The 22,585-nt window shown below is 58.4% G+C and carries 22 protein-coding genes; 11 read left to right on the top strand and 11 right to left on the bottom strand.

The genetic code is table 11. The annotated features are described in order from the left end of the window. Positions 1–2: 2 nt before the first annotated feature. The 4 genes from cyoE to ACESMK_RS01560 form a co-directional block, all read right to left on the bottom strand. A complete protein-coding gene (gene cyoE / locus ACESMK_RS01575; RefSeq protein WP_372994590.1) occupies positions 3–923 on the bottom strand; it encodes a heme o synthase in 921 nt (306 codons plus the stop codon). Next, positions 920–1,981 (bottom strand): COX15/CtaA family protein, encoded by a 1,062-nt coding sequence (locus tag ACESMK_RS01570; protein WP_372995419.1) that lies wholly within the window; start codon positions 1,979–1,981, stop codon positions 920–922. Before ACESMK_RS01570 ends, cyoE begins: the two co-directional genes overlap by 4 nt. A gap of 64 nt (positions 1,982–2,045) precedes the next feature. Continuing rightward, the gene (locus tag ACESMK_RS01565; RefSeq protein ID WP_372995417.1) at positions 2,046–2,684 is read right to left on the bottom strand and encodes a hypothetical protein; all 639 of its coding nucleotides are present in this window, start codon (positions 2,682–2,684) and stop codon (positions 2,046–2,048) included. Continuing rightward, positions 2,677–3,414 carry an SURF1 family protein gene (locus ACESMK_RS01560; protein ID WP_372994588.1) on the bottom strand — a complete coding sequence of 246 codons (738 nt, stop codon included), beginning with the start codon at positions 3,412–3,414 and terminating at the stop codon, positions 2,677–2,679. The genes ACESMK_RS01565 and ACESMK_RS01560 overlap by 8 nt, the downstream gene beginning before the upstream one ends. A gap of 80 nt (positions 3,415–3,494) precedes the next feature. On the opposite strand from ACESMK_RS01560, the gene ACESMK_RS01555 reads away from it, so the two are divergent. Beyond that, positions 3,495–3,698: a twin transmembrane helix small protein gene (locus ACESMK_RS01555; RefSeq protein ID WP_008176725.1), complete on the top strand. Its 204-nt coding sequence runs from the start codon at positions 3,495–3,497 to the stop codon at positions 3,696–3,698. 9 nt (positions 3,699–3,707) lie between these two features. Here the strand turns inward: ACESMK_RS01555 and ACESMK_RS01550 are convergent, their stop codons facing one another. From ACESMK_RS01550 to coxB, 4 genes are read right to left on the bottom strand one after another with little or no spacing between them, the layout of a single operon-like run. After that, positions 3,708–4,595: a cytochrome c oxidase subunit 3 gene (locus ACESMK_RS01550; protein WP_372994586.1), complete on the bottom strand. Its 888-nt coding sequence runs from the start codon at positions 4,593–4,595 to the stop codon at positions 3,708–3,710. Positions 4,596–4,611: 16 nt separating this feature from the next. Continuing rightward, entirely contained in the window at positions 4,612–5,214 is a 603-nt protein-coding gene (locus tag ACESMK_RS01545; RefSeq protein WP_372994584.1) for a cytochrome c oxidase assembly protein, read from the bottom strand. A 13-nt stretch (positions 5,215–5,227) separates the two neighbouring features. Next, complete coding sequence (gene ctaD / locus ACESMK_RS01540) at positions 5,228–6,811, bottom strand: cytochrome c oxidase subunit I (protein WP_372994582.1); 1,584 nt, start codon at positions 6,809–6,811, stop codon at positions 5,228–5,230. Between the two features lie 57 nt (positions 6,812–6,868). Then, on the bottom strand, positions 6,869–7,993 hold the full coding sequence (gene coxB / locus ACESMK_RS01535) for a cytochrome c oxidase subunit II (RefSeq protein WP_372994580.1): 1,125 nt from the start codon (positions 7,991–7,993) through the stop codon (positions 6,869–6,871). Between the two features lie 260 nt (positions 7,994–8,253). Between coxB and ACESMK_RS01530 the strand changes: the two genes are divergently transcribed. The 7 genes from ACESMK_RS01530 (at position 8,254) to ACESMK_RS01500 (ending at position 15,142) form a co-directional block, all read left to right on the top strand. After that, complete coding sequence (locus ACESMK_RS01530) at positions 8,254–9,525, top strand: MATE family efflux transporter (RefSeq protein WP_372994578.1); 1,272 nt, start codon at positions 8,254–8,256, stop codon at positions 9,523–9,525. A 206-nt stretch (positions 9,526–9,731) separates the two neighbouring features. Further along, entirely contained in the window at positions 9,732–10,382 is a 651-nt protein-coding gene (locus ACESMK_RS01525; RefSeq protein WP_372994576.1) for a hypothetical protein, read from the top strand. A 16-nt stretch (positions 10,383–10,398) separates the two neighbouring features. Then, positions 10,399–11,061, top strand: coding sequence for a methylamine utilization protein (locus ACESMK_RS01520; protein ID WP_372994574.1), 663 nt, complete (start codon positions 10,399–10,401; stop codon positions 11,059–11,061). Next, positions 11,061–13,415, top strand: a complete 2,355-nt coding sequence (locus tag ACESMK_RS01515) for an EAL domain-containing protein (protein WP_372994572.1) — start codon at positions 11,061–11,063, stop codon at positions 13,413–13,415. Before ACESMK_RS01520 ends, ACESMK_RS01515 begins: the two co-directional genes overlap by 1 nt. Continuing rightward, positions 13,412–14,287, top strand: coding sequence for a DUF3034 family protein (locus ACESMK_RS01510; protein ID WP_372994570.1), 876 nt, complete (start codon positions 13,412–13,414; stop codon positions 14,285–14,287). Before ACESMK_RS01515 ends, ACESMK_RS01510 begins: the two co-directional genes overlap by 4 nt. Positions 14,288–14,289: 2 nt before the next feature. Next, entirely contained in the window at positions 14,290–14,739 is a 450-nt protein-coding gene (locus ACESMK_RS01505; protein WP_372994568.1) for a group I truncated hemoglobin, read from the top strand. Between the two features lie 16 nt (positions 14,740–14,755). Continuing rightward, positions 14,756–15,142, top strand: a complete 387-nt coding sequence (locus ACESMK_RS01500; RefSeq protein WP_372994566.1) for a DoxX family protein — start codon at positions 14,756–14,758, stop codon at positions 15,140–15,142. 8 nt (positions 15,143–15,150) lie between these two features. Here the strand turns inward: ACESMK_RS01500 and ACESMK_RS01495 are convergent, their stop codons facing one another. Then, the gene (locus ACESMK_RS01495; protein WP_372994564.1) at positions 15,151–16,947 is read right to left on the bottom strand and encodes a diguanylate cyclase; all 1,797 of its coding nucleotides are present in this window, start codon (positions 16,945–16,947) and stop codon (positions 15,151–15,153) included. Between the two features lie 159 nt (positions 16,948–17,106). Here ACESMK_RS01495 and ACESMK_RS01490 point away from each other — a divergent pair, with 159 nt between their 5' ends. Both ACESMK_RS01490 and ACESMK_RS01485 read left to right on the top strand, forming a co-directional pair. Continuing rightward, the gene (locus ACESMK_RS01490) at positions 17,107–17,337 is read left to right on the top strand and encodes a DUF1653 domain-containing protein (protein ID WP_372994562.1); all 231 of its coding nucleotides are present in this window, start codon (positions 17,107–17,109) and stop codon (positions 17,335–17,337) included. A gap of 116 nt (positions 17,338–17,453) precedes the next feature. Then, positions 17,454–18,776, top strand: a complete 1,323-nt coding sequence (locus ACESMK_RS01485) for a Na+/H+ antiporter family protein (RefSeq protein WP_372994560.1) — start codon at positions 17,454–17,456, stop codon at positions 18,774–18,776. Positions 18,777–19,108: 332 nt separating this feature from the next. Here ACESMK_RS01485 and ACESMK_RS01480 read toward each other — a convergent pair whose 3' ends face one another. Together ACESMK_RS01480 and prlC are read right to left on the bottom strand one after the other, a co-directional pair. Continuing rightward, positions 19,109–19,366, bottom strand: a complete 258-nt coding sequence (locus ACESMK_RS01480; RefSeq protein WP_372994558.1) for a YheV family putative zinc ribbon protein — start codon at positions 19,364–19,366, stop codon at positions 19,109–19,111. A 173-nt stretch (positions 19,367–19,539) separates the two neighbouring features. Beyond that, positions 19,540–21,585, bottom strand: a complete 2,046-nt coding sequence (gene prlC, locus ACESMK_RS01475) for an oligopeptidase A (RefSeq protein ID WP_372994556.1) — start codon at positions 21,583–21,585, stop codon at positions 19,540–19,542. 224 nt (positions 21,586–21,809) lie between these two features. Between prlC and ACESMK_RS01470 the strand changes: the two genes are divergently transcribed. After that, entirely contained in the window at positions 21,810–22,346 is a 537-nt protein-coding gene (locus ACESMK_RS01470) for a gamma carbonic anhydrase family protein (protein WP_372994554.1), read from the top strand. Positions 22,347–22,585 lie beyond the last annotated feature (239 nt).

Genomic DNA, 22,585 nt, shown 5'->3' with positions numbered 1-22,585 from the left:
ACTCAGAAAAACACAAAATGATCCACAAGCAATACCACAAACAGAGCCATGAGGTAAGTGATGGAATACTTGAAGGTATTCAGGGCGACCCGCCGGTCATCCCCCTTCAAAAGCCGGACGGCGTACTGCAGGAAGCGCAGGCCAAGGGCCAGGGCGCCAACCAGATAGATGCCGCCTGACATGCCTGTGACAAAAGGTAGCAGGCTGACCGCCAGCAGCATAAGCGTGTAGAGCAGGATATGCAGCTCCGTGAACTTGTTGCCGTGGGTGACCGGCAGCATGGGAATGCCCGCCTTGGCGTACTCTTCCTTGCGGTGAATCGCCAGAGCCCAGAAATGCGGGGGTGTCCAGGCGAAGATGATCAGCACCAGCAGGAGCGCGTGGCCTTCCACCTGGCCGGTCACAGCCGTCCAGCCGAGCAGGGGCGGCATAGCACCGGCGAGGCCTCCAATGGTGATGTTCTGGGGCGTGGCCCGCTTGAGGAACAGGGTGTAGACACCGGCATAACCGACCAGGGAGGCGAGAGTCAGCCAAGCAGTCAGGTGGTTGACCTGCCACATTAGAACGGCCATCCCAACACACGCCAATATGGTTGCAAACAGGAAGGCATCCACGGGCGAAATTTTCCCGGTGGCCACCGGCCGTTTACGGGTGCGGGCCATGACCGTGTCGATTTTCTGGTCCACCACGTGGTTGACCACCGCTGCAGCACCCGCCAACAGGGCAATGCCAAGGTTACCCCACACCAGCACGCCCCAGCCCGGCACCCCCGGCGCCGCCAGCAGCATACCGATGACCGAGGTGAGGATCATCAGCGCCACCACTCTGGGCTTGGTCAGTTCCAGGTAATCACGCCAGGAAATGGTTGTTCTGACGTCGCTCGCAATTACATCGGCCGGCAGTGCTTCCACTTGCTCGCTCATGCCGTAACCTCCTGGTTCATTGTTGTTGTGTGTGTTGCTCTGGCGCTATGGGGTTTCGGTAACCGTTGATGCTGCCAGATCAGGTGAATCACTGAAAGCAGCAATCCCGCTCCCATGGCGTTATGGGCCACGGCGATCGACAGGGGAATGTGGAAAATGACATTGGCCAGGCCCAGCAGGATCTGAACAGCCAGCAAGACCGCCACCAGCCGAATGGCATGATCGAGGCCGGAGTCACCACGACGCCGCCACATCAGCGCCAGCAAAGCCGTGAAATAAACCAGCACCACCACGGCGCCGATCCTGTGGGTTACATGGATGGCCACCCGCCCATCTGCTGTCAGTTGGCCTCCAAGATAGTTGGGGCCGACCTGCTGGGTCACATCAAAACCGTGCCGGAAATCCATACCCTCGGGCCACCACTGGCCCTGACAGGTCGGCAAATCGGTACAGGCAACGGCTGCGTAATTCGCTGCCGTCCAGGCCCCCAGCGCAATCTGCATCACCACCAGCAGAAGCCCGCCATACAGCCAGGGTCGGAAACGCGCCAGCCCGGCCGATTGGGGTGGCTCGCGATCCTGTTTCGGCTTCGCTTGCCGTCGCAATCTCAAGGTCAGAAGAGTCAACAGACTGATCGTGGTAAACCCGCCGAGAAGATGCAGCGCCACCACCTGGGGCCACAGCTTCAGAGTCACCGTCCACATGCCGAAGGCACCTTGAAGGATGATAAAACCGGCTATAAACAGGGGCAGCTTCACCGGCACATTTTCACGCCGGTGCCGGACAGCATAGGCGGCCAGACCAAAGACAACCAGCCCGAGGATGCCGGCTGCATAGCGATGGATCATTTCCGGCCAGCCCTTTTCCACATCCACGGGCGTTTCCGGGAAGCGCGCGTTTGCAATGGCAATGCTGGATTCGCTCTGGGGCACCGTCAGAAATCCATAACACCCGGGCCAGTCAGGACAGCCGAGCCCGGCGTGCACCAGACGAGTCCAGGCACCCAACATAATAACCACAACGGCCAGCAGAACGGCAATGGTGGCCCATTTGGCCATCTTCCGGGCCGCCGGGGATGGTGAAGGGGACGACTGATTCAAGGCTGACTCTCCGCTCTGACCATTAACCAATCTGCGACAGTTTGAGCAGATGCTTGAGATCTTCCAGCATGTCCTTACCGGCATGTTCGCCACCGTAATGCATCATGACATTGCCGAAGGGATCCACCAGCAGGATACGAGGCTCGGATTGCGGGTTGATGCCGGATGGCCAGGTGGGCTGACTACCCGCCGCAGGAACGAGACGCTCCATGGAACTGTATTCGGAAGACCAGCGTGCCTGAAGGTCCGCAGGCACATCGCCCAGAACGGCCGCCCGTGAAACGCGATTGGCGTTCTTGCCCAGGGCAACGTTCACCTGCCGGGCCAGATAAAGCAGCTCCTCACACTGGCTGCCACACTGGCCGGCGGCAACAATCATCAGCCAGTCCGGATCGGTTTTGTCCGGGCCGAAGCGCTCCGCCAGCGGAGTGCCAGAAGACGTTTCCAGGTTGAGCGTTGAGACCGAGACCACCGGCTGGAGCAGAACCCCGTTATTGGTGTGGCCGGCCGGATTCAGCCAGCCTGTGTAAAACATGATGGTTGCCACGATCATCGGGCCAAAGCCCAACGCAAACAGAAGCAAGGCCGTGCGACGGCCACGACGGGCCTGCTCCGGCGTTGGTCCTTCGTTCTGCTCCTGGTCGGATATCCGGTTAGCCATTGTCATTGTCATTATTGGCTCCTGTCTTTCGATAACTCGCTACTACAGTCAATATAGTCAGCGCCACAGCCAGCGCAAACCATTGCGTGGCATATCCGTAATGGGTTTGCGGCCCCATAAGGTCCGGCTCCCAGTCGGCCCGATAGGCGCCGGGCTGCTGATCGCCGGAAAGGCGGACGATTCCGTCAGGAAGTTCCGGGATCTCTGCGCGAGCTGCCTCTTCCGGGAGGCTTTGCACTCGCTGGGGCCACTGGCTGGTTGCCGCTGGCTGATCAACCAGCACCGGCGGCACCGGGTAATCGCTGATCCGTCCCTCCAGGGTGAAGATGCCTTCTGGCGCGTCTATCTCCGGAAGCTCATCCCGGGTCCTCGGCGCCTGCACCCAACCACGATTGATCAGCACCGGCGGACCTTCAAGAGGGCGGAACTCCGTAAGGACTTCGTAGCCAGGCACACCATCCCGGGTCCGGTTGTCCAGAAGCCAGCTTCTGCTTCCGTAAAGCCCGGTCAGGGTCACTGGACGGCCACTGGTCAAATCATCCGCGACCATCTCCGGCCATGCCAGCTTCTCAGCCTCTTGCTGCCACTGATCCAGCATAACCTGCTTTTCTGCAGCCCGGTTAAGCTGCCAGACACCAAGGCTGACGAGCAACGGCAGGAAAACACCACTGAACACCAGCAACCGCCAGTCAAACTGCCACCGACGGTATTTGCCCTGCGAATCAGACATGCTCTGCTATAGTGACCTCAGCGAGTCCGGAACTGATTCCGGGCCGTACATTCACAAGACCAATAACAACAGGAACTCCCATGCTCAAGGCCGTTATCGTTTTCCTGATGCTCTCTGTCGTCGTGAGCCTGTTCAGTGGCCTGTTTTTTCTCATTAAAGACGGTGGCAAAACCAATCGGGTTGTCAATTCTCTCGCGGTCCGGGTAACGCTCAGCATACTGCTCCTGGCTGTGGTACTGATTGCTCTCTGGAACGGGAGCCTGACACTGAATCCGACCCCCTGATGATCGTCATCAGATGACGTAAACGAACACGAACAGCCCCAGCCAGACCACATCCACAAAGTGCCAGTACCAGGCGGTTGCCTCAAAACCAAAATGGTTATCCGCTGTGAAATGGCCCTTGGTGATTCGCACCAGCATAATAACCAGCATCAATGTGCCAAGCATCACATGGGCCCCGTGAAAACCCGTCAGCATGAAGAATGTGCTGCCATAGATACCGGATTGCAGGGTGAGATCGAGATCACGGTAGGCGTGGATGTATTCGTAGCCCTGAACAAACATGAAGACCACAGCCAGAGCAATGGTTGCAGCCAGCCACAGCTTGGTTTTCGCCCGATTACCTGCTTTCAATGCATGATGAGCCACCGTTACGGTGAATGATGACGTCACCAGCAGTACTGTATTGATCAAAGGAAGCCCCCAGGGCCCGATAACCTCTTTGGGTCCGGGGTAGGCATCGGGGCTGGGATTGTTGATGAGTGGCCACGACGCCTGGAAGCCCTCCCACAGCATATTGGTGCTGCCTTTATCGCCTTCACCACCGAGCCAGGGCACAACAAACACCCGGATGTAGAACAAGGCCCCGAAAAATGCGGCGAAAAACATGACCTCCGAGAAGATGAACCAACTCATCCCCCAACGGAACGAACGATCCATCTGATCACTGTAAAGTCCTGCCCGGCTCTCTTTGATCACAGCGCCAAACCACCCGAACAGCATGTAGGCCATGATCAGGGCCCCGATCCAGAACATGATCCAGGCACCGGTGGTACTCTCGCCCTGTTTGCCGTTCACCATGATTGAAGCTACCCCGTATAGGGTTACCCCAAGGCCAATAGTGGCAACAATCGGCCACTTGCTCTGTTCCGGAACATAATAGGTCTGGTTATCCGCCATGACAGTCTCCGATGGCTTATCCGTTGTCGTTTGTTGTTGTTTCTTTCCGGGAGTTTTGCGTTACCGCAGCCTGTTTACCCTGATCATAGAGTGTGTAGGACAAAGTGAGCTTGGTGATGTGTGCCGGCAAGTCCTTGTCCACGATAAAGATCAAAGGCATTTCGGTGCTTTCTCCGGCGTCAAGAGGCTGCTGGTTGAAGCAGAAACACTCGGTCTTATGGAAATACAGCGTCCCCTCCGAGGGGGCAAGGCTGGGGACCGCCTGCCCGACCATAGGCTCACTGGTGGGGTTTTCCGCGTAGAAATTCACCGTGGTCGGCTCACCAGGGTGCACCTCCACCGATCGAACAACTGGCCGGAACTTCCAGGTCATCCCCGGGCCATTGGAGGCGAGAAACTGCACTTTGACCGTTCGGGTCACATCCGCTTCGGCCACCTCGGTCGACTCGTATCGCCCCCCGGTCTTACCGTTGATCCCGGTAATTTCGCAGAACACGTCGTACAGAGGCACCATGGCAAATCCAAAGGCAAACATACCCACCACACCGGCCATGCACCAGCCAACCACCCGTCTGGTGCTGCGCTTCGGATCGGTATTACTCAACTGTTGGTCTGCCATGGCCGACCTCCGATTACTTTACTTCCGGTGGTGTGGAGAACGTGTGGTACGGGGCCGGAGAGGGAACCGTCCACTCCAGGCCCTCGGCACCGTCCCAGGGTTTGGCAGAGGCTTTCTTGCCACCCATGACACACTTGACCACGATCAGAAGGAACAGCAACTGCGTGGCACCGAACATGAAGGCACCAATGCTCGATATCATGTTGAAGTCTGCAAACTGGAGCGCGTAGTCCGGGATCCGGCGCGGCATGCCCGCCAGACCCAGGAAGTGCATCGGGAAGAACGCCAGGTTCATGCCGATAAACGACAACCAGAAATGGGTCTTGGCAAGGGTTTCGTCGTACATGTGGCCGGTCCACTTGGGCAACCAGAAGTAGGCTGACGCGAAGATCCCGAAGATGGCACCCGGAACAAGCACATAGTGGAAGTGGGCAACCACGAAGTAGGTGTCGTGGTACTGGAAGTCAGCAGGCGCAATGGCCAGCATCAGCCCGGAGAAACCGCCGATGGTGAACAGGATCACGAAGGCCACCGCGAACAGCATGGGCGCCTCGAAACTCAGGGAGCCCCGGAACATGGTGGCCACCCAGTTGAACACTTTCACACCGGTGGGCACCGCGATGAGCATGGTGGCGTACATGAAGAACAGCTGGCCGACGATGGGAATGCCGACGGTAAACATGTGGTGCGCCCAGACCACGAACGAGAGCAGGGCAATGGCACCGACCGCATAGACCATGGAGGCATAGCCAAACAACGGTTTGCGGGAGAACGCCGGAATGATGTGCGAAACCGCCCCGAACGCCGGCAGGATCATGATGTATACCTCGGGGTGCCCGAAGAACCAGAACACGTGCTGGAACAGCACCGGATCACCGCCGCCGGAGGCATCGAAGAAGCTGGTGCCGAAATTGATGTCCATCAGCATCATGGTGACAACGCCAGCCAGTACCGGCATGACCGCAATCAGCAGGAAGGCAGTGATCAGCCATGTCCAGACAAACAGGGGCATTTTCATCAGTGTCATGCCCGGTGCCCGCATATTCAGGATCGTGGCGATCACATTGATCGCGCCCATGATCGACGAGACACCCATAATGTGCACCGCAAAGATAAAGAAGGTAGTGCTCGGCGGCCCGTAGGTCGTCGACAGGGGTGCGTAGAAGGTCCAGCCGAAGTTTGGCGCGCCCCCTTCCATAAACAGGGTGGATACCAGGATCAGGAAGGCGCACGGAAGCAGCCAGAAGCTCCAGTTGTTCATCCTGGGCAGCGCCATATCCGGTGCCCCGATCATCAGTGGCAGCATCCAGTTTGCCAGCCCGACGAACGCGGGCATGACCGCACCAAATACCATGATCAGGCCATGCATGGTGGTCATCTGGTTAAAGAATTCAGGCTGCACAATCTGCAGACCTGGCTGGAAGAGTTCCGCCCGGATGACCATGGCCATGGCGCCACCAAGCAGGAACATGGTGAAGCTGAATATCAGGTACATGGACCCGATATCCTTGTGGTTTGTGGTCAACAGCCAGCGGCTGATGCCTTTTGCCGGGCCGTGATGATGATCCTGGGCGTGGGTATCTGCAACCGCACTCATGAAAACCCCCGTTACCGCCATTTATTGTGGCTGGTGATATCTGTTATCTGGCGATGATTACTGCTGGCTCTTGTAATCAAATATTTCTTTCGGAGTGACCATATCACCGGTGTTGTTACCCCAGGCATTACGCTCGTAGGTAATCACGGCGGCAAGGTCCACTTCACTCAGCTGATTGCCGAAAGCCTGCATGGCGGTTCCCGAAACACCGTTCACGACAATGTCGATGTGGGCTGCCATATCTTCCGTAACAACCTGGGTTCCAACCAGGGAGGGGAAGGCTGGTGGCGCACCCTGCCCGTTCGGCTGGTGACACGCTGCACAGGCGCTGGCATAGGCTTTTTCGCCACGCTCCATCAGCTCATCCATGGTCCAGTCTTTCTCTGTGAGCTGGCGTTCACGCTCGGCAGCTTCTTTCTGCTCGGCCACCCAGGCGTTGTACTCCTCCTCGGGCACTGCCTCTACAACCACCGGCATGAAGCCGTGATCCTTACCGCACAGCTCCGTGCACTGGCCCCGATAGATTCCAGGCTCGTCCACCCGGGTCCAGGTCTCGTTGATGAAGCCGGGGATCGCATCTTTCTTGACGCCGAAATCCGGCACCCACCAGGAGTGGATCACATCATTGGCCGTCAGCAGGAAGCGAACCTTCTTGCCCACGGGAATCACCAACGGGTTATCCACTTCCAGCAGGTAGTTTTCACCTTTCACCTGACGATTCTCGATCTGCTCGCGGGGTGTGGAGAGGTTTGAGAAGTAGCCGAAATCTTCATTAATGTATTCGTATTGCCACTTCCACTGATACCCGGTGATCTTGATGTCCACCTCGGATTCCGTGGTGTCATACATGTCAACCAGTGTCGCGGTGGCAGGAATCGCCATAACAACCAGAATGACAAAGGGTATGATGGTCCAGAGAACTTCGACCAGGGTGTTCTCGTGAAAGTTTGCCGGTTTGGCGCCCTGGGATTTTCGGTGGGCAAAGATAGACCAGAACATGACTCCGAAGACCACGACGCCAATGACGACGCAGATCCAGAGTATGGTCATATGAAGGCTGAAAATATCATTACTGGTGCCGGTCACCCCCGGGGTCATGTTCAGTGTCCAGTCCGCCATGGACCAGGCGGGGAACATCAGACCACCTATAAGGGCACCTGCCCGCTGAGCGTGCACGCGCATACTGTGTCTCCACAGAGTGTTATTCTTGTCGGATTTTGCGTTATCCCGCTGATTTTCCTGGCGCTCGCATACACCGGAAAAATCAGAGTGGAAGCCTGCTTTCGGATACCTCAGAGTCGAGTATAGACACAGATCAAGAAAAGACTAAAAAATCGGCTAAATCCAAAAAAGCTAAGCAAGGATTTTTAAGGATCAAAAGGAATATAACTTTTCACCTGCCGGCAACCGACCGGCGTCTCTGGGCTCTGGCCTGGCCGTTGATGCTGACAAACCTCACTGTCCCGCTGCTGGGGCTGGTGGATACCGCCGTGCTCGGGCACCTGGAAAGCCCTGAGTACCTGGGCGCCGTCGCCGTTGGCGCCAACCTGTTCAGTATTCTGTATTGGACCTTTGGTTTCATGCGGATGGGCACCACGGGGCTGGCAGCCCAGGCCTGGGGCAAGCGGGACAGCTTCAGCCAGGTGGCATTGTTGCTGCGTTCGGTGCTGCTGGCGATCGGTATCGGCCTGCTACTCATTCTGCTTCACCAGCCGCTTATCCACACGGGTCTGACCCTGATGAATCCCAGTGAGAGCGTAACGGAGCTGGCTGCCGAATACGCCGCGATCCGGATCTGGAGCGCACCGGCAGTATTGTGTCAGTACACCCTGGTGGGCTGGCTGATCGGCACCCAGTTTCCCAGGGGCCCCATGATCATGCTGATTGCCGCAAACGGCCTGAATATTGTGCTGGATATCCTGTTTGTTACCGTGCTTGGCTGGAACAGCCGCGGCGTGGCCATCGCCACAGTGATCGCCGAGTACGGGGCGGCGACCATTGGATTTCTGATTGTGTTGAACCGGATGCCCGAGGGCCAGACGCTGACCCGGGCCCTGTTCGGCAAACTGGAGGATTACCTCAGGATCCTTCAGGTAAACCGCTACATCATGGTGCGCACCATTGCCCTGCTGCTGGTGCTTGCATTCTTCACAGCCCAGGGCGCCCGTCAGGGGGATACCATCCTGGCGGCCAATGCGGTTCTGATCACATTCCTGCTGCTGATTTCCAATGCCCTGGACGGTTTTGCCAATGCCGCCGAGGCACTGATTGGCGAAGCCATAGGTAAAGGCAGCCGGCGTCGGTTCCGGGTGGTCTTTCGCAGTGCCCTGAGATGGTCGCTGTGGGGTGCACTGTTGCTGACGGTCCTGTTCGTTGTTGGCGGGCACTGGCTGATTACGCTGCTCACCGGTATAGAAGAAGTGAGAACCACCGCCTGGCGATACCTTCCCTGGCTATGGCTGTTGCCGTTCACTGCGGTCTGGGGCTTTCTCCTTGACGGTGTGTTTATCGGAGCCACGCGGACCCGAGACATGCAAAACACCATGCTGTTCTCGGCTCTGGCCGTGTTTGGCCCCGTCTGGTGGCTGACCACAGGCTGGGGCAATCACGGACTCTGGTTTGCACTGATCTCACTGATGGTTGCGCGAGCGCTGAGCATGGGCTGGCTTTGCTGGTCCCACACCCGCAACGACCGATGGTTCCACAGCCTGTGACACGGATTCAATCTGTAACATTACGACGGGATATTTTCACAATGGAGAAAAAGCAGCCGGAAAAATCTCGGCTACACTTGTCAGAACAGGCAGGCACGATGTGGTAGCCAGCCCTTCATATCTGCCCGGGAACTCGTTGCTAAAAGTTGCTAACAACGGGAGGCGCCTTGCGACCTCAATTCGTTCAGACATCGGCATCTCCTGAAATGACACCACAGGTAGTCCTCGAAATTATTGATCAGGCACGGCGCAAGGAGGCCCGTTCCGGCACCTTCCTCCGGCAACTGCATGAAAAGGTTGCCGAGCTGCCCTCTGCGGTCACCATCGAGGGATACCAGCCAGCTACCTGTCTGTTCCAGTTCGTGGTTGAGTACATTGAAATGGCACCCAGGCTGATCGAATGCGTCGAAGCCTGTGCCCGTGAGGCTGGCAAAGCGGATCTGTTTGCGCCGTTTGTGAACGCCGCCATCCGTTATTTTACCCAGCCGTCAGCGCTTTTGGTGCGCTATGACGGTATTGATGGCCTGCTTATCCGGGCGTATCTCTGCCATCGGCTGATGGAAGAGATGTATGAAAACAACCGATGCACCAGAGCCAGCGAAATCGTTGATATAGAAGCAACTCGTGCTAACCTTCTCGCCCATCAGCTCATTGGCGAGCCGTTTGCGAACGAGCTGGACGACTCCATCACCGTGACCGTACTGCAGATAGCAGGCACGCCGGACTATTACGAGCTGAACCTCGACCCTTTCGTTGATCAGGTAAACAACGCCGCCTGGGACTGGATGCGGCATTACTGGGAAAATCTGCTGGTAAGGAACCACATTCGATTCTCCCTCGGTTCCGGCCTGTCCTGACAGGTTCAGAGGATTGATGAGAACATCACCCATTGCATTGATGGCGGCCCTGACTATATCCGCCACACCAGTATCAGCCGCCCCGTACGAGCTGTCAGTTATCGTTACCGAGAATGGCCGTACCGAGCCTGTGGCCAATGCCGTGGTTTCTGTGGACGATGACCGGGACTCGCCCCCGGTTTCTGCCGAAATCTATCAGAAGGATCGTGCATTCCACCCTCACGTACTCGTTATTCCGGTCGGCTCCAGCGTGGATTTTCCGAATCGTGACAATACCCAGCACCATGTCTATTCGTTCTCGCCAGCCAAGACGTTCAACATCGAGCTGTATGCCGGGCGTCCGGAAGCACCCATCGTATTCGACAAGCCAGGCATCGTTGAGCTGGGCTGCAATATTCACGACCACATGCAGGGTTTTGTCGTAGTCACCGATACCGCCGCCGTCGGCCAGACCGATACCTCCGGGCAGGTTACCCTGAGCATTGACCGCCAGCGCATCGAAGGCAGCCAGGACTCGGTGGCATTGGAGATCTGGCATCCGCGACTGCCCGACAACACCCGACCGGTGACCCGGGAAATCAAACCCGGCGAGCCGGCGATCGTCACCCTCGATCTTGAACCCGAGCCCGCCGCCGAAGGCTCGTTGGACCGCCTCCAGCAGCGCTTTCGGGAGCTTTGATGGCTGTGGTGTCTCGTCTCGGGTTCCGCGGCCGACTCATTACCGCAATGATCTCGCTGGTCGCCCTGGTCAGCCTGGTGATTGTTGCCCTGCTGATGGTTTACCTGTTCGAGGATGAAAAAAGCCGGGCACTGGACCAACTTGCCATCGGAGAGCGGCTTACCAACGAAGTCATTGACCGGCGCACGGACCTGGAGCTGTCCAGGCTCAGTGTCGTGGTCCAGGATTTCGGCTTTCGCTCTGCCATTGCCAGCGGCGACCCGGCGACCATCGACAGCGCCCTGGAAAACCACAGCGGGAGGGTTGGTGCCGACTTTGCGTTGTTACTGAACAGCCAGGGCGAAACACTGGCCTCAACCCTGCAACGCCCCTTTCCTGAAATAACTCAAGAGTCGCTGAACAGCGCCCGTCGCAACGGTTTCACCCGATCACTCCAGGCGATTGACGACAGGGGTTATGAGGTTCTTGTCATCCCGATTGAAGCACCCGGGCTCAGGGCCTGGCTGGTTTCCGGATTTGCCATGGACCAGGCGCTCGCAGATGTCGTTGCCCGGCTCAGCGGAACCTCGGTGATCTTTCAGGCCCGATCAGACGACACAGGCGCACTGAACAGCTTTGCCGCCACGACCCGTATCGATGACAAGCTGGCGCAGGAGCTCGCCGGAGCGTCCGGCGACGAAAACTTTATTGAAAGCGCCGGCTTTTTCACCCGCATTATCAACCTGGGAAAATCAGACCCGGCGGCCATCCAGGCGGTGCTCCTGATCAGCCGCGATGCCACCCTGCAGAACTACTACCGGCGTGCTGTGGAAATTGCCCTGCTGGTGACCGCCATTCTGATATTCGCCATTTTTCTGGCGCTGGTCATCGCCCGCACCCTGGGCCGGCCCGTGTTGCAGCTTGCAAACTACGCACGCTCCATCGGCGAGGGCGACACCCCCACAGCACCAGAGATCCGGGCCGGCGGCGAACTGACCCAGCTGCGCAATGCCCTTCGCGACATGCTATCGGGCCTCAGGGAACGGGAGGCGCAGATCCGCTATGCCGCCACCCATGATGACGTTACCGGGCTGGGCAACAGGAACGCTCTGATGCAGGCCGCCGCCGAGCTATTCGCTGAGAACCGTCGGGGCACACTGGTCGGTATCCGTCTTAACGACCTCTCCGACATTAACGATACCCTGGGCCTGGAATTTGGTGACAAGGTACTGATCGGCATTTCGAAGCGGCTTCATCAGGAGCTCCCCGATGCCAGGATTGTTGCCCGCACCGGCGGCGGTGAGTTTCTGGCCCTGATTCCCCCCTTGCCCCCGGAGAAAGGCAACCACAGGATCCGGCAACTGCACGACCTCATCGAATCCCCGTTACAGGTGGGCAAAACTCCCTTTTCCCTGCGGGTGACCATGGTAACCATGGAATTACCGGAGGATGCGTCGGACACCGACGCCCTGCGGCGCAGGCTCAATCTGACGTTCGAGCAGGCGGAGGCACACCCCGAGCCCTTTACCCGCTACCAGCCCGGGCAGGACGAGAGCCACCTCAGAGAACTCAAGCTGATCACAGACCTGCACACCGCCATCGAGAACAACGGGCTGCACATGAACTACCAGCCAAAACTCAACAGCCACACCGGCGAGTTGGTGCAGGTGGAAGCCCTGGTGCGCTGGATTCACCCGGAACTGGGCTTCATTTCGCCGGAGGAGTTCATCTTTCTCGCTGAACAATCGGGGCAAATCCATGATCTGACGGCCCACATTCTGCAACGGGTCGCCAGCGATGCCCGGCATTGGCACGAGCAGGGCGTTGACGCGGGCGTCGCCATCAACCTGTCCGCCATGGACCTCACCTGGCCAGCCCTGACGCGACACATTGCCAACACGTTCCAGGACTGGCACCACGACCTGGAGCGGGTCACCCTGGAGGTGACCGAAAGTGCCCTGATGGAGGACCCGGAAGAGGCCATGGCCACCCTGAAACAGCTTCGGGACCTGGGTGTAACCCTGTCGGTGGATGACTTCGGTACCGGCTACTCCTCGCTGTCCCAGCTGCGCAAGCTTCCGGTACAGGAACTGAAAATTGATAAATCCTTTGTGCTAAAGCTGGATTCCGAACCCCAGGACCAACTGATTGTCCGGTCCACCATTGATATGGCCCACGGCCTCGGCTTGAAAGTCGTCGCCGAGGGCATCGAAAACCTGAACACCTGGCTGCTGCTTCAGCAGTGGGGCTGCAACCTCGGCCAGGGTTTCTACCTGAGCCGACCGGTTTCCGTAGACGATCTGCCGGAGACCGCCCGCTCCCTGGCTGCCCGGAAGCAGGAACTGACCCAACCCAATCCGGAGTATTCAGAATGACAACAAGATGTCTGATTTCGCTGACGATGGCGCTTCTGGTCGCACCTGCCGCCATGGCCGACATCGGCAGCCGGATCTGGGCCACCGGTGGCGTCACCACCATTGAGGGCAGTGCCGGAGGAGGACTGGTGCCCTGGGCCCTGCTGGGCAGTTACGCCAGCGACGAGGAGTGGGGCGGAACCCTGGCGCTGAGCCGGGCCGAGGTGGACGACTACACGCTTACGGTCACCGGTGCCGGACTGAACTGGAATAACCGTCTGGAGGTCACCCTGGCACGGCAGACCCTGGATCTGGACAGCCTGGTTTTTACCCTCAAGGATGGCTTCGGCCTGGAGCAGGACGAACTGAACCAGGATATTCTCGGCGCCAAGGTCCGGCTTGTCGGTGATGTACTGTATAGCCCCTGGGGTCAGTGGTCTGCCGGCGCGCAGTACAAGCGCCAACGGGATTTCACCGTACCCTCGGCGATCGGCGCCCGGGATGACAGCGGTACCGATGTCTATGTCAGCGGCAGCAAGCTATTCTTTGCCGCGGTGATGGAGCGAAACCTGCTGGTCAACCTGACCGCCCGGGCAACCCGGGCCAACCAGGGCGGTCTGCTGGGCTTTGGCGGTGACCGTAACAACAGCCACGAACTGATGATGGAGGGCAGCGTCGGGCTGTTCCTCAACCGTCAGTGGCTGGTGGGCGCGGAATACCGGCAAAAGCCGGATAACCTGGGCTTTGCCACCGAAGACGACTGGTGGGATCTGTTCGTGGCCTGGGTTCCGGACCGTCGCCTGGCTGTTACAGGCGCCCTGGTGAACCTGGGTGACGTTGCCACACTGGAAGACCAGCAAGGTCTGTATCTGTCGCTGCAAGGGAGTTTCTGATCATGGCCCGCGCAAACCTCAAACCCTTGTTTCCCGGCCTGTTACTGACGATGATCCTGTTTCTGGGCGGTTGTCAGAGTATCAACGGCAAGCCCGATGATTCCCTGTATCAGCAACTCGGTGAACGTGAGGGCATTGCAAACGTGGTGGAAGACCTGCTTTACCTGATCGTGGACGATGAACGCATCAACCAGCAGTTCAAGGGCATGGATGTGGGCCGGTTTCATCGTAACCTGACGGATCAGCTGTGCGAACTCAGTGGCGGGCCCTGCACCTACACTGGTCGGGAGATGCGCGAACTTCATGCCGATATGGCCATCACCGATACCCAGTTCAATGCCCTGGCTGAGCACCTGATTCTGGCCATGGAAAAGAACGACATCCCCACCGGCGCCCAGAACCGGCTGATCAAACAGCTGCTGCCGCTCTATCCTGACATTCGCAACCTGTAAAACGGAGACCCGTACCTTGCTCGAAAACGCTGATCTGGGAAAATTGATTATTCGCCTGACCCTGGGCGGCCTCATGCTGTTTCATGGTATTGCCAAGCTGCTTAACGGCGTCGGCTTCATTGAAGGCGAACTGGCCAGCCACGGCCTGCCAACCTTCCTGGCCTACGGGGTGTTCGTTGGGGAGATCATCGCGCCTCTGATGGTTATTCTCGGCTACCAGACCCGGATCGGCGCCTTACTCATTGTCTTTAACATGCTGTTTGCCATTATCCTGGTTCACGGTAACGAGCTTTTGAGCCTGGGACGCAGTGGTGGCTGGGCGCTGGAACTTCAGGGCTTTTTCCTGTTTACAGCGGTGGCGTTGATTTTCCTGGGGCCGGGGCGATACAAACTGAAAAACTGACCCGCGGCTCAGGTGCCGGGCAGCGTCGCTTTCCCTGAATCCCGTGCAACCGTGACCCGGTTCCGGCCAGACTCCTTGGCCGCGTATAGCGCTTCATCGGCCTGACGGATCAGCTCCTGGGGTTCGATATCCTGGCCCGGTACCAGGGTGGCGACCCCCACGCTGACCGTCAGGCTGACCGGTGCCACCCGCTCGCCGGAATGCACCGGCGAACGGGCCACGGCCTGCCGTACCCGCTCGGCAACCCGGAGCGCGCCGTCTTCCGGCGTTGCCGGTAACAGGATACTGAACTCCTCGCCGCCATAGCGGGCCAGCAGATCCCCGGATCGCTGAACCTCGGCGGCGCAAAGAGCTGCCACTTCGGTCAGACAGTCATCGCCCACCAGGTGCCCCAGCTCATCATTTACCCGCTTGAAATGATCGATATCCAGCAGCAACAGACTCAAAGGATGGCCGTGGCGCTGGGCCCGCTTCCACTCGTCATCAAGTTTTTCATCAAACCGACGGCGGTTGGCAACGTGCGTCAGACCATCCGTCAGGCTAATGGCCTTTAGCTGCTCATTCGCCCGCTCCAGTTCCTCGGTGCGCTCCTGCACCCGCATTTCCAGTGTCTGGTTGGCCTGCTGCTGGATGGCCAACGCCTGCTCCTGAGCCTCATGGCGTTTACGGCGCTCAAGGTTGATCCGGTAGGCCATGGCAAAGGACAGCAGAATGACCTCCAGGGCCACCCCAATCTGGGGCACGAATTCGGTCAGGAAACTTCGGGGCATGACACCCAGTTTGCTCACAGCCAGAATCAGATGGCCGATCAGCAAAGGTGTCCAGGCGAGCACATAGAACCCCCCCAGAATCTGGCCTTTACGCCAAACCAGCATGCCAATCAGCCAGGCCGCCGGTGTTGCCATCGCCGCCAGGACGCTGACCAGCACAATACCGGCCTGATAGGCGCCAAAAAGCCCGAAGATGAACGTGAAAACGGCACCTGTCCGGATCAATTCCAGGAACCGGTAACTCGCCAGGCTGTACCCACGTACATTCAGGAACCTCAAGGTAAAGGTCACGGCAAAAACCAGGGCCGCACTGATGGCCGGAACCGTGAAATACCGATTGATGCCGGGTGCGTCTGGCCACAGCCACTGGAATAGCAGACCATGAAAATTGAGCTGGACCAATCCGGTGGCTACCACCGTCAGCACGTACCAGAGGTAGGTAGAATGGCGAACAATGATAAACAGGAACAGGTTATACAGCGCCATCGCGATGATGATGCCCAGAAACACCGTTTGCCATCCGTAAGAGAACTGCTCATTGGCAAGGAATTCGGCCGAAGGCGTGACCGCGACGGGTATCTGCACCGAACCCAGGGTTTTGACCCGGACAAACGCGGTCACCGGCTCGGTATTTGAAGGTACCAGGAAGACAAAATTACGGTGATAGATCGGTCGGCTGCTGAACGGCAGGGTATCGCCCGTGTGATGGCTCTGGATCAGCTCACCATCGAGCACCCAGTGCACAGATACTTCATCCAGCAACGGGTAGCCAATCTCCAACACCCGGTTGGCCGGCTCGGGCGGAATCTCTATTCTCAGCCAGAAACTGCCATCACTGAATCCACGGTTGAACACCTCACTGGCGGCAAACGCCTGCCACGCGTCAGGAGACAGGGCGCGAACGTCGTCCAGCGCCAGCTCATCAGCGGGCGCCTCAACCCACTCGAAAGCCACGGGGGCGGCCTGAACGGGCATGCTGGCCAGGCAGGCCAGCGATAATAAAATCAGAAGGATGCAGGTTACCTGCCGCATCATAGCTGTTTCCGGTTTCCGGGCCCGGCCGGGTGTTCTACACTTTCAGGCCCTGACTGATTCTTTGTGCATCCCTGCAGTTTTTTCCAGTTTAGACGGTTGCGCGCGCTGCGTCCCCTGGAACTGCAGGTCCAGCATAGCCCGAAGCCATTGAGGCCGAGAATGACAGAACGCAAAAACGACATACGCCCTGGTCGCTACCGCCACTACAAGGGCAAGGATTACGAAGTACTTGGCATCGCCCGGCACAGCGAGACCGAAGAGCAGATGGTGGTTTACCGCTGCCTGTACGGTGACTTCAGCCTCTGGGTGCGCCCTCTGACCATGTTCCGGGAAACCGTGGAAGTGGCCGGCGAGCAAGTGCCCCGCTTTGCCCGTCTCGACGAAGACTGATCGTTACATAACCACTTTGACTACCGCCACCATTTCCTGCACATTACCGCGCTTTTCATGATGCCCGCCCCCACAAGGGGCTGGGCGGACCATTAATTCCTACCCGGAGTTTTGCCATGAATGCCGTTGTTGCTGCGGTTGCCATCATGCTCGTCCTGAGTTTGTGCCGCATTCACGTTGTTGTTGCCCTGATTATCGGCGCCGTCTCCGGTGGCCTGATCGCCGGACTGTCCCTGGAAGCCACGATCGAAGCCTTTAATAATGGCCTGGGCGGCGGCGCCACCGTGGCCCTGTCCTACGCCACCCTGGGGGCCTTCGCTGTTGCCATCGGCAAGTCGGGGCTGGCCCACGCCCTGGCCGACAAGGCCCTGGCCCTGGTTGGTCGCCAGGACGAAGGCGCGGCGGCAAACGGCATCCGATTCCTGATCGTGGGCCTGCTGCTGGCCATTGCCATATCGTCCCAGAATATCCTGCCGATCCACATCGCCTTCATTCCCCTGGTGGTGCCACCGCTGCTGTACGTGATGGCAAAACTGAACATGGACCGTCGCCTGGTCGCCTGCGTACTGACCTTCGGACTGATTACCCCGTATATGTTCCTGCCAGTAGGCTTTGGCGGCATCTATCTGAACGAAATCCTGTTGGCCAATGTCGGTGAGAACGGTGTCGATGCCACGGACCTGAACGTCATGTCCGCCATGGCCCTGCCTGCCCTGGGTATGCTCTGCGGCCTGATCATCGCAGTGTTCTTCAGCTATCGCGGCGAACGCCGCTACAACATGGAGACCATAGCCCGCACGGAGAAGGTCGACGTGAACTACAGCCCTCGCACCCTGATTATGGCCATGGTAGCCATCGTCACGGCGTTCGTGGTGCAGCTCTGGCTCGGCTCCATGATCCTGGGCGCCCTGGCGGGCTTCGTGTTGTTCAATATCTCGGGCGTGGTGAAGTGGAAAGAAGCCGATGACCTGTTCACCGAGGGCATGAAAATGCTGGCGATGATCGGTTTCATCATGATCGCCGCCTCGGGGTTTGCGGAAGTGATGCGGGAAACCGGCGACATCGCCACTTTGGTACAGAGCTCTGTCGCCACCATCGGCGAAAACAAGGCGATGGCGGCCTTCCTGATGCTGGTTGTGGGCCTGCTGATCACCATGGGCATTGGTTCGTCCTTCTCCACCATTCCCATCATCGCCGCCCTGTACGTGCCCCTGGCCCTGGAAATGGGCTTCAGCCCCCTGGCCATCGTGGCCCTGGTGGGCACCGCCGGCGCGCTCGGTGATGCCGGCTCCCCGGCCTCCGACTCCACGCTCGGCCCCACCGCCGGCCTGAACGTCGACGGTCAGCACAACCACATCTGGGATACCGTGGTGCCAACGTTCCTGCACTACAACCTGCCGCTGCTTGGCTTTGGGTGGTTGGCGGCTATGGTTCTCTGAGTTCGAAACTCGAAGTTCGCTGTTCCTTGTAGCCTGCTTGTTGGCGGGCTGCGAGGGGGCCGGGGTATTTTGCCCTTGGAAATGGCAACTCGCTTCGCTCAGACATCAATTTCCGGCGGGAAAAATACCCCGGCCCCCTCACATAGGAACCCTCAGATATCGCTGAAAAGATTGGTTGCTCAAGAGATATCTTTTGAGTCAGATCGAGAGGGTGTGGGTGTGCTTTTCTGGCGGGGAAAAGATGTCTGAGCGCAGCGAGTTGCTTTTCCCCAGAAGAAAAGCACCCCCATGGCCTCTCACCCCCTCAAAAACCAGGCTGGGAGAGATAATAATTAATCCTCGTCATCGGCAGCAGACTTGAAAAACACCACCTGCTTGACGGTGTGATCGTCCTCGTTCTTGCGCTTGTTCACCCGCGTCTCGAGTTCCGGATTGGCCGGTTGCTCGGCATCGGACACCGCATCGGTGAAGCCGCAGGCCACGCATTCGCGGACCTGGTCATCGTCATCGGTGGTGAACATCATGATCTTGTCCATCTCCGCGCAGCGGGGACAGACGGCGCCGGCGATAAAACGTTTTGGACTCGCCATATTAAGACTCCCGTAAATTTGGGCAGTGGTTGTCGGGTTACGGCCGTTGGCCTAACCCGACCTACATGCTCTGGCCATGCCTGACTCGAAACGTCATGTAGGTCGGATTAGCAAAGCGTAATCCGACATCAACCGGATCCGCTCCAAAGGCTGCAAAACAACCCTCGCTATCGTCAGGCAGCTTCGTCCGTGATGCCGGTTTGTTTCAGTAGCGCATCCACCTGCGGTTCACGACCCCGGAAGGCCTTGAACAGCTCCATGGGTTCCTGCGAGCCGCCTTTCTCCAGAATGTTGTGGAGGAAGGCCTTGCCGGTTTCCGGGTCGAAGATGCCTTTTTCCTCGAACAGGGAGAAGGCATCGGCCGCCAGCACTTCCGCCCACTTGTAGCTGTAGTAGCCTGCGGCGTAGCCACCGGCAAAGATGTGCGAGAAGGAGTTGGGGAAGCGGTTGAATTCCGGTGCTTCCACCACCGCAATCTCACTGCGCACCTTGCGGTGCATGTCCAGCGGATTGGTGGGTGCCTCGTCGGTGAATTCCGCGTGCAGACGGAAGTCGAACAAAGAAAATTCGAGCTGACGCACCATCGCCATTCCGGACTGGAAGTTCTTCGCCGCCAGCAGTTTCTGCAGCAGGTCTTCCGGTAGCGGTTCACCGGTCTCGTGATGCGAGGCGATCAGGCCCAGGGATTCCGGATTCCAGCACCAGTTTTCCAGAAACTGGCTGGGCAGCTCGACGGCGTCCCAGGCGACACCGTTGATGCCGGATACATCCAGCACATCCACCTGGGTGAGCATGTGATGCAGACCATGGCCGAACTCGTGGAACAGAGTGGTGACCTCATCGTGGGTCAGCAGCGACGGCTTGCCGTTCACAGGCGGTGTGAAGTTGCAGGTCAGGAAAGCCACCGGTAGCTGGAGCTGGCCACGGAGGTTGCGCCAGCGCACGCGGCAATCGGCCATCCAGGCACCGCCACGTTTGCCCTGGCGGGCGTACAGGTCAAGATAGAACCAGGCCAGGGGCTCGCCATTGCGGCTGATGCAGTAGGCAGTGGCATCCTCGTGCCAGGTTTCTACCTCCGGCTTCGCTTCAATCTGCACGTCGAACAGTTTCTCGGCTACCCGGAACAGGCCGGGCACCACCTTGTTCACCGGGAACCAGGGGCGCAGGGTTTCCGGGGAAATATCGTAGCGTTTCTGGCGCAGTTTCTCGCTGTAATAGCCGATATCCCAGGCTTGCAGCTCCTCGGCGCCGTATTCGTCTTTTGCGAACGCCTTCAGCTCGGCAAATTCTTTCTCGGCCTGGGGCTTGGACTTGGCCGCCAACTGGTTCAGGAAGCCCAGCACCTCGTCGCTGCTGCGGGCCATCTTGGTGGCCAGGGAGCGCTCGGCGTAGTTGTCAAAGCCCAGCAGCTTGGCCTGTGCATGACGACGCTTGAGGATTTCCGCCATCACCGGGGTGTTGTCCCACTGGCCGGCGTCCGGTCCCTGGTCGGAGGCGCGAGTCACAAAGGCCTCGTAGACTTCCCGGCGCAGCTCACGGTTATCGCAATAGGTCATGACCGGGAAGAAGCTGGGGAAATCCAGGGTAATCACATAGCCGTCCAGATCTTTCTGGCGGGCCGCCTGCTTGGCACTCTCAATGGCCGTTTCGGGAACACCGGCCAGCTCATCAACATCGGTAATGTGTTTGAACCAGTGCTGGGTCGCATCCAGCACGTTGTCGCTGAACTTGTTGGACAGCTCGGACAGCTCCCGGGACAAATCAGCGTACTGCTTTTTCTTGTCGTCCGGCAGGTCCACGCCACCCAGATGGAAATCCCGCAGGGTGTTTTCCACAGACTTGCGCTGGGCTTCGTTCAGGTTCTTGAAATCGTCTCGCTCGGCCAGCTTCTTGTAAGCGTTGCAGAGGGCTGCGTTCTGGCTCACCTCGGTGCTGTACTCGGTGAGCTTCTCCAGGCAGTTCTTGTAAACCTTGCGCAGCTCGTCGTTGTTCATCACGCCGTTCAGGTGCGAAATCACCGACCAGGCGTTACTCAGTTTGTCATCCAGCGCCTGCATCGGCTGGGCCAGGGTTTCCCAAGTGGGCTCCTCCTGCTCGGCCAGCTGGCTGATTTTCATCCGGTTTTCACTGAGAATCTGGTCAATTGCCGTTTCCATGTGCTCGGTGCGGACATGGTCAAATTTCGGCAACAGGTCGTCGGTCAGTAGCGGGTTATTCATAGGATCCCTTCTCAGCTAGTCGAATCTTGGGTAATTTGGTGCCTTAAACCCCTTGGGGCTGGCATCTGTGGGAGAGGCCTTTCCAAAACACGCTCCTTGCGGCACGTCCCTGTGACGCTTGACTGTCGCCATCCGTGGCGACAGACAGTTTTGGAAAGGCCTCTCCCAGAGCTGCCTCGGGCCTCGGGGTAAACCTGAACATTCAAGAACACAGGTACTATGTAATGACGAATATACGTTCACACAAGGGTATCACGCCATATTTTGGGGAACGGGCGTGGGTAGATCCAAGTGCGGTGGTGATTGGCGATGTGGAAACCGGCGATGATGTGTCCATCTGGCCGATGACCGTGGTGCGTGGCGATATGCACAAAATCCGTATCGGGCATCGATGCAGCATCCAGGATGGGTCGGTCCTGCATATCACCCACGCCAGTGACTACAACCCAGGTGGTTACCCGCTCACACTGGGCGACGATGTGACGGTCGGCCACAAGGCGCTGCTGCATGGCTGCACCATAGGCAGCCGGGTGCTGGTGGGCATGGGCTGCATCATTATGGACGGGGCGGTCGTCGAGGACGAGGTGATTGTTGCCGCTGGCTGTCTGGTGCCGCCCGGAAAGACCCTGGAATCCGGACATCTTTACGTGGGATCACCCTGTAAAAAGGCCCGGGCGCTGACAGACAAGGAGCGGGGCTTCTTTAAATATACCGCCGCCAACTATGTCCGGCTCAAGGATGAGTATCTCAATGATCAGTAAGCCAGTGGTCTGAACCCCGGGCCGTTGCCGTATGTTCCGGGGTGTCCTCACATCCCGGAGACCCTTGTGGAACTATCAGGTCGTTCGTTTGATCGAGCATTGCTATACCTCCGTGCCGCCGGCCATGACACCGGTGCTGAGACACGCTCACGCCTTCATGCCATGATCCAGACCTTTCAGAGTGAACATAAGGCTCTGAGCACCTCGCAGCTACTGGAGCAAATACCTCACTGGTTTGA

Source organism: Marinobacter sp. (assembly GCF_041687235.1).
Lineage (GTDB): Bacteria > Pseudomonadota > Gammaproteobacteria > Pseudomonadales > Oleiphilaceae > Marinobacter.
The sequence above is the reverse complement of the archived record's forward strand: the minus strand, read 5'-3'. Positions and strand labels throughout refer to the sequence as shown.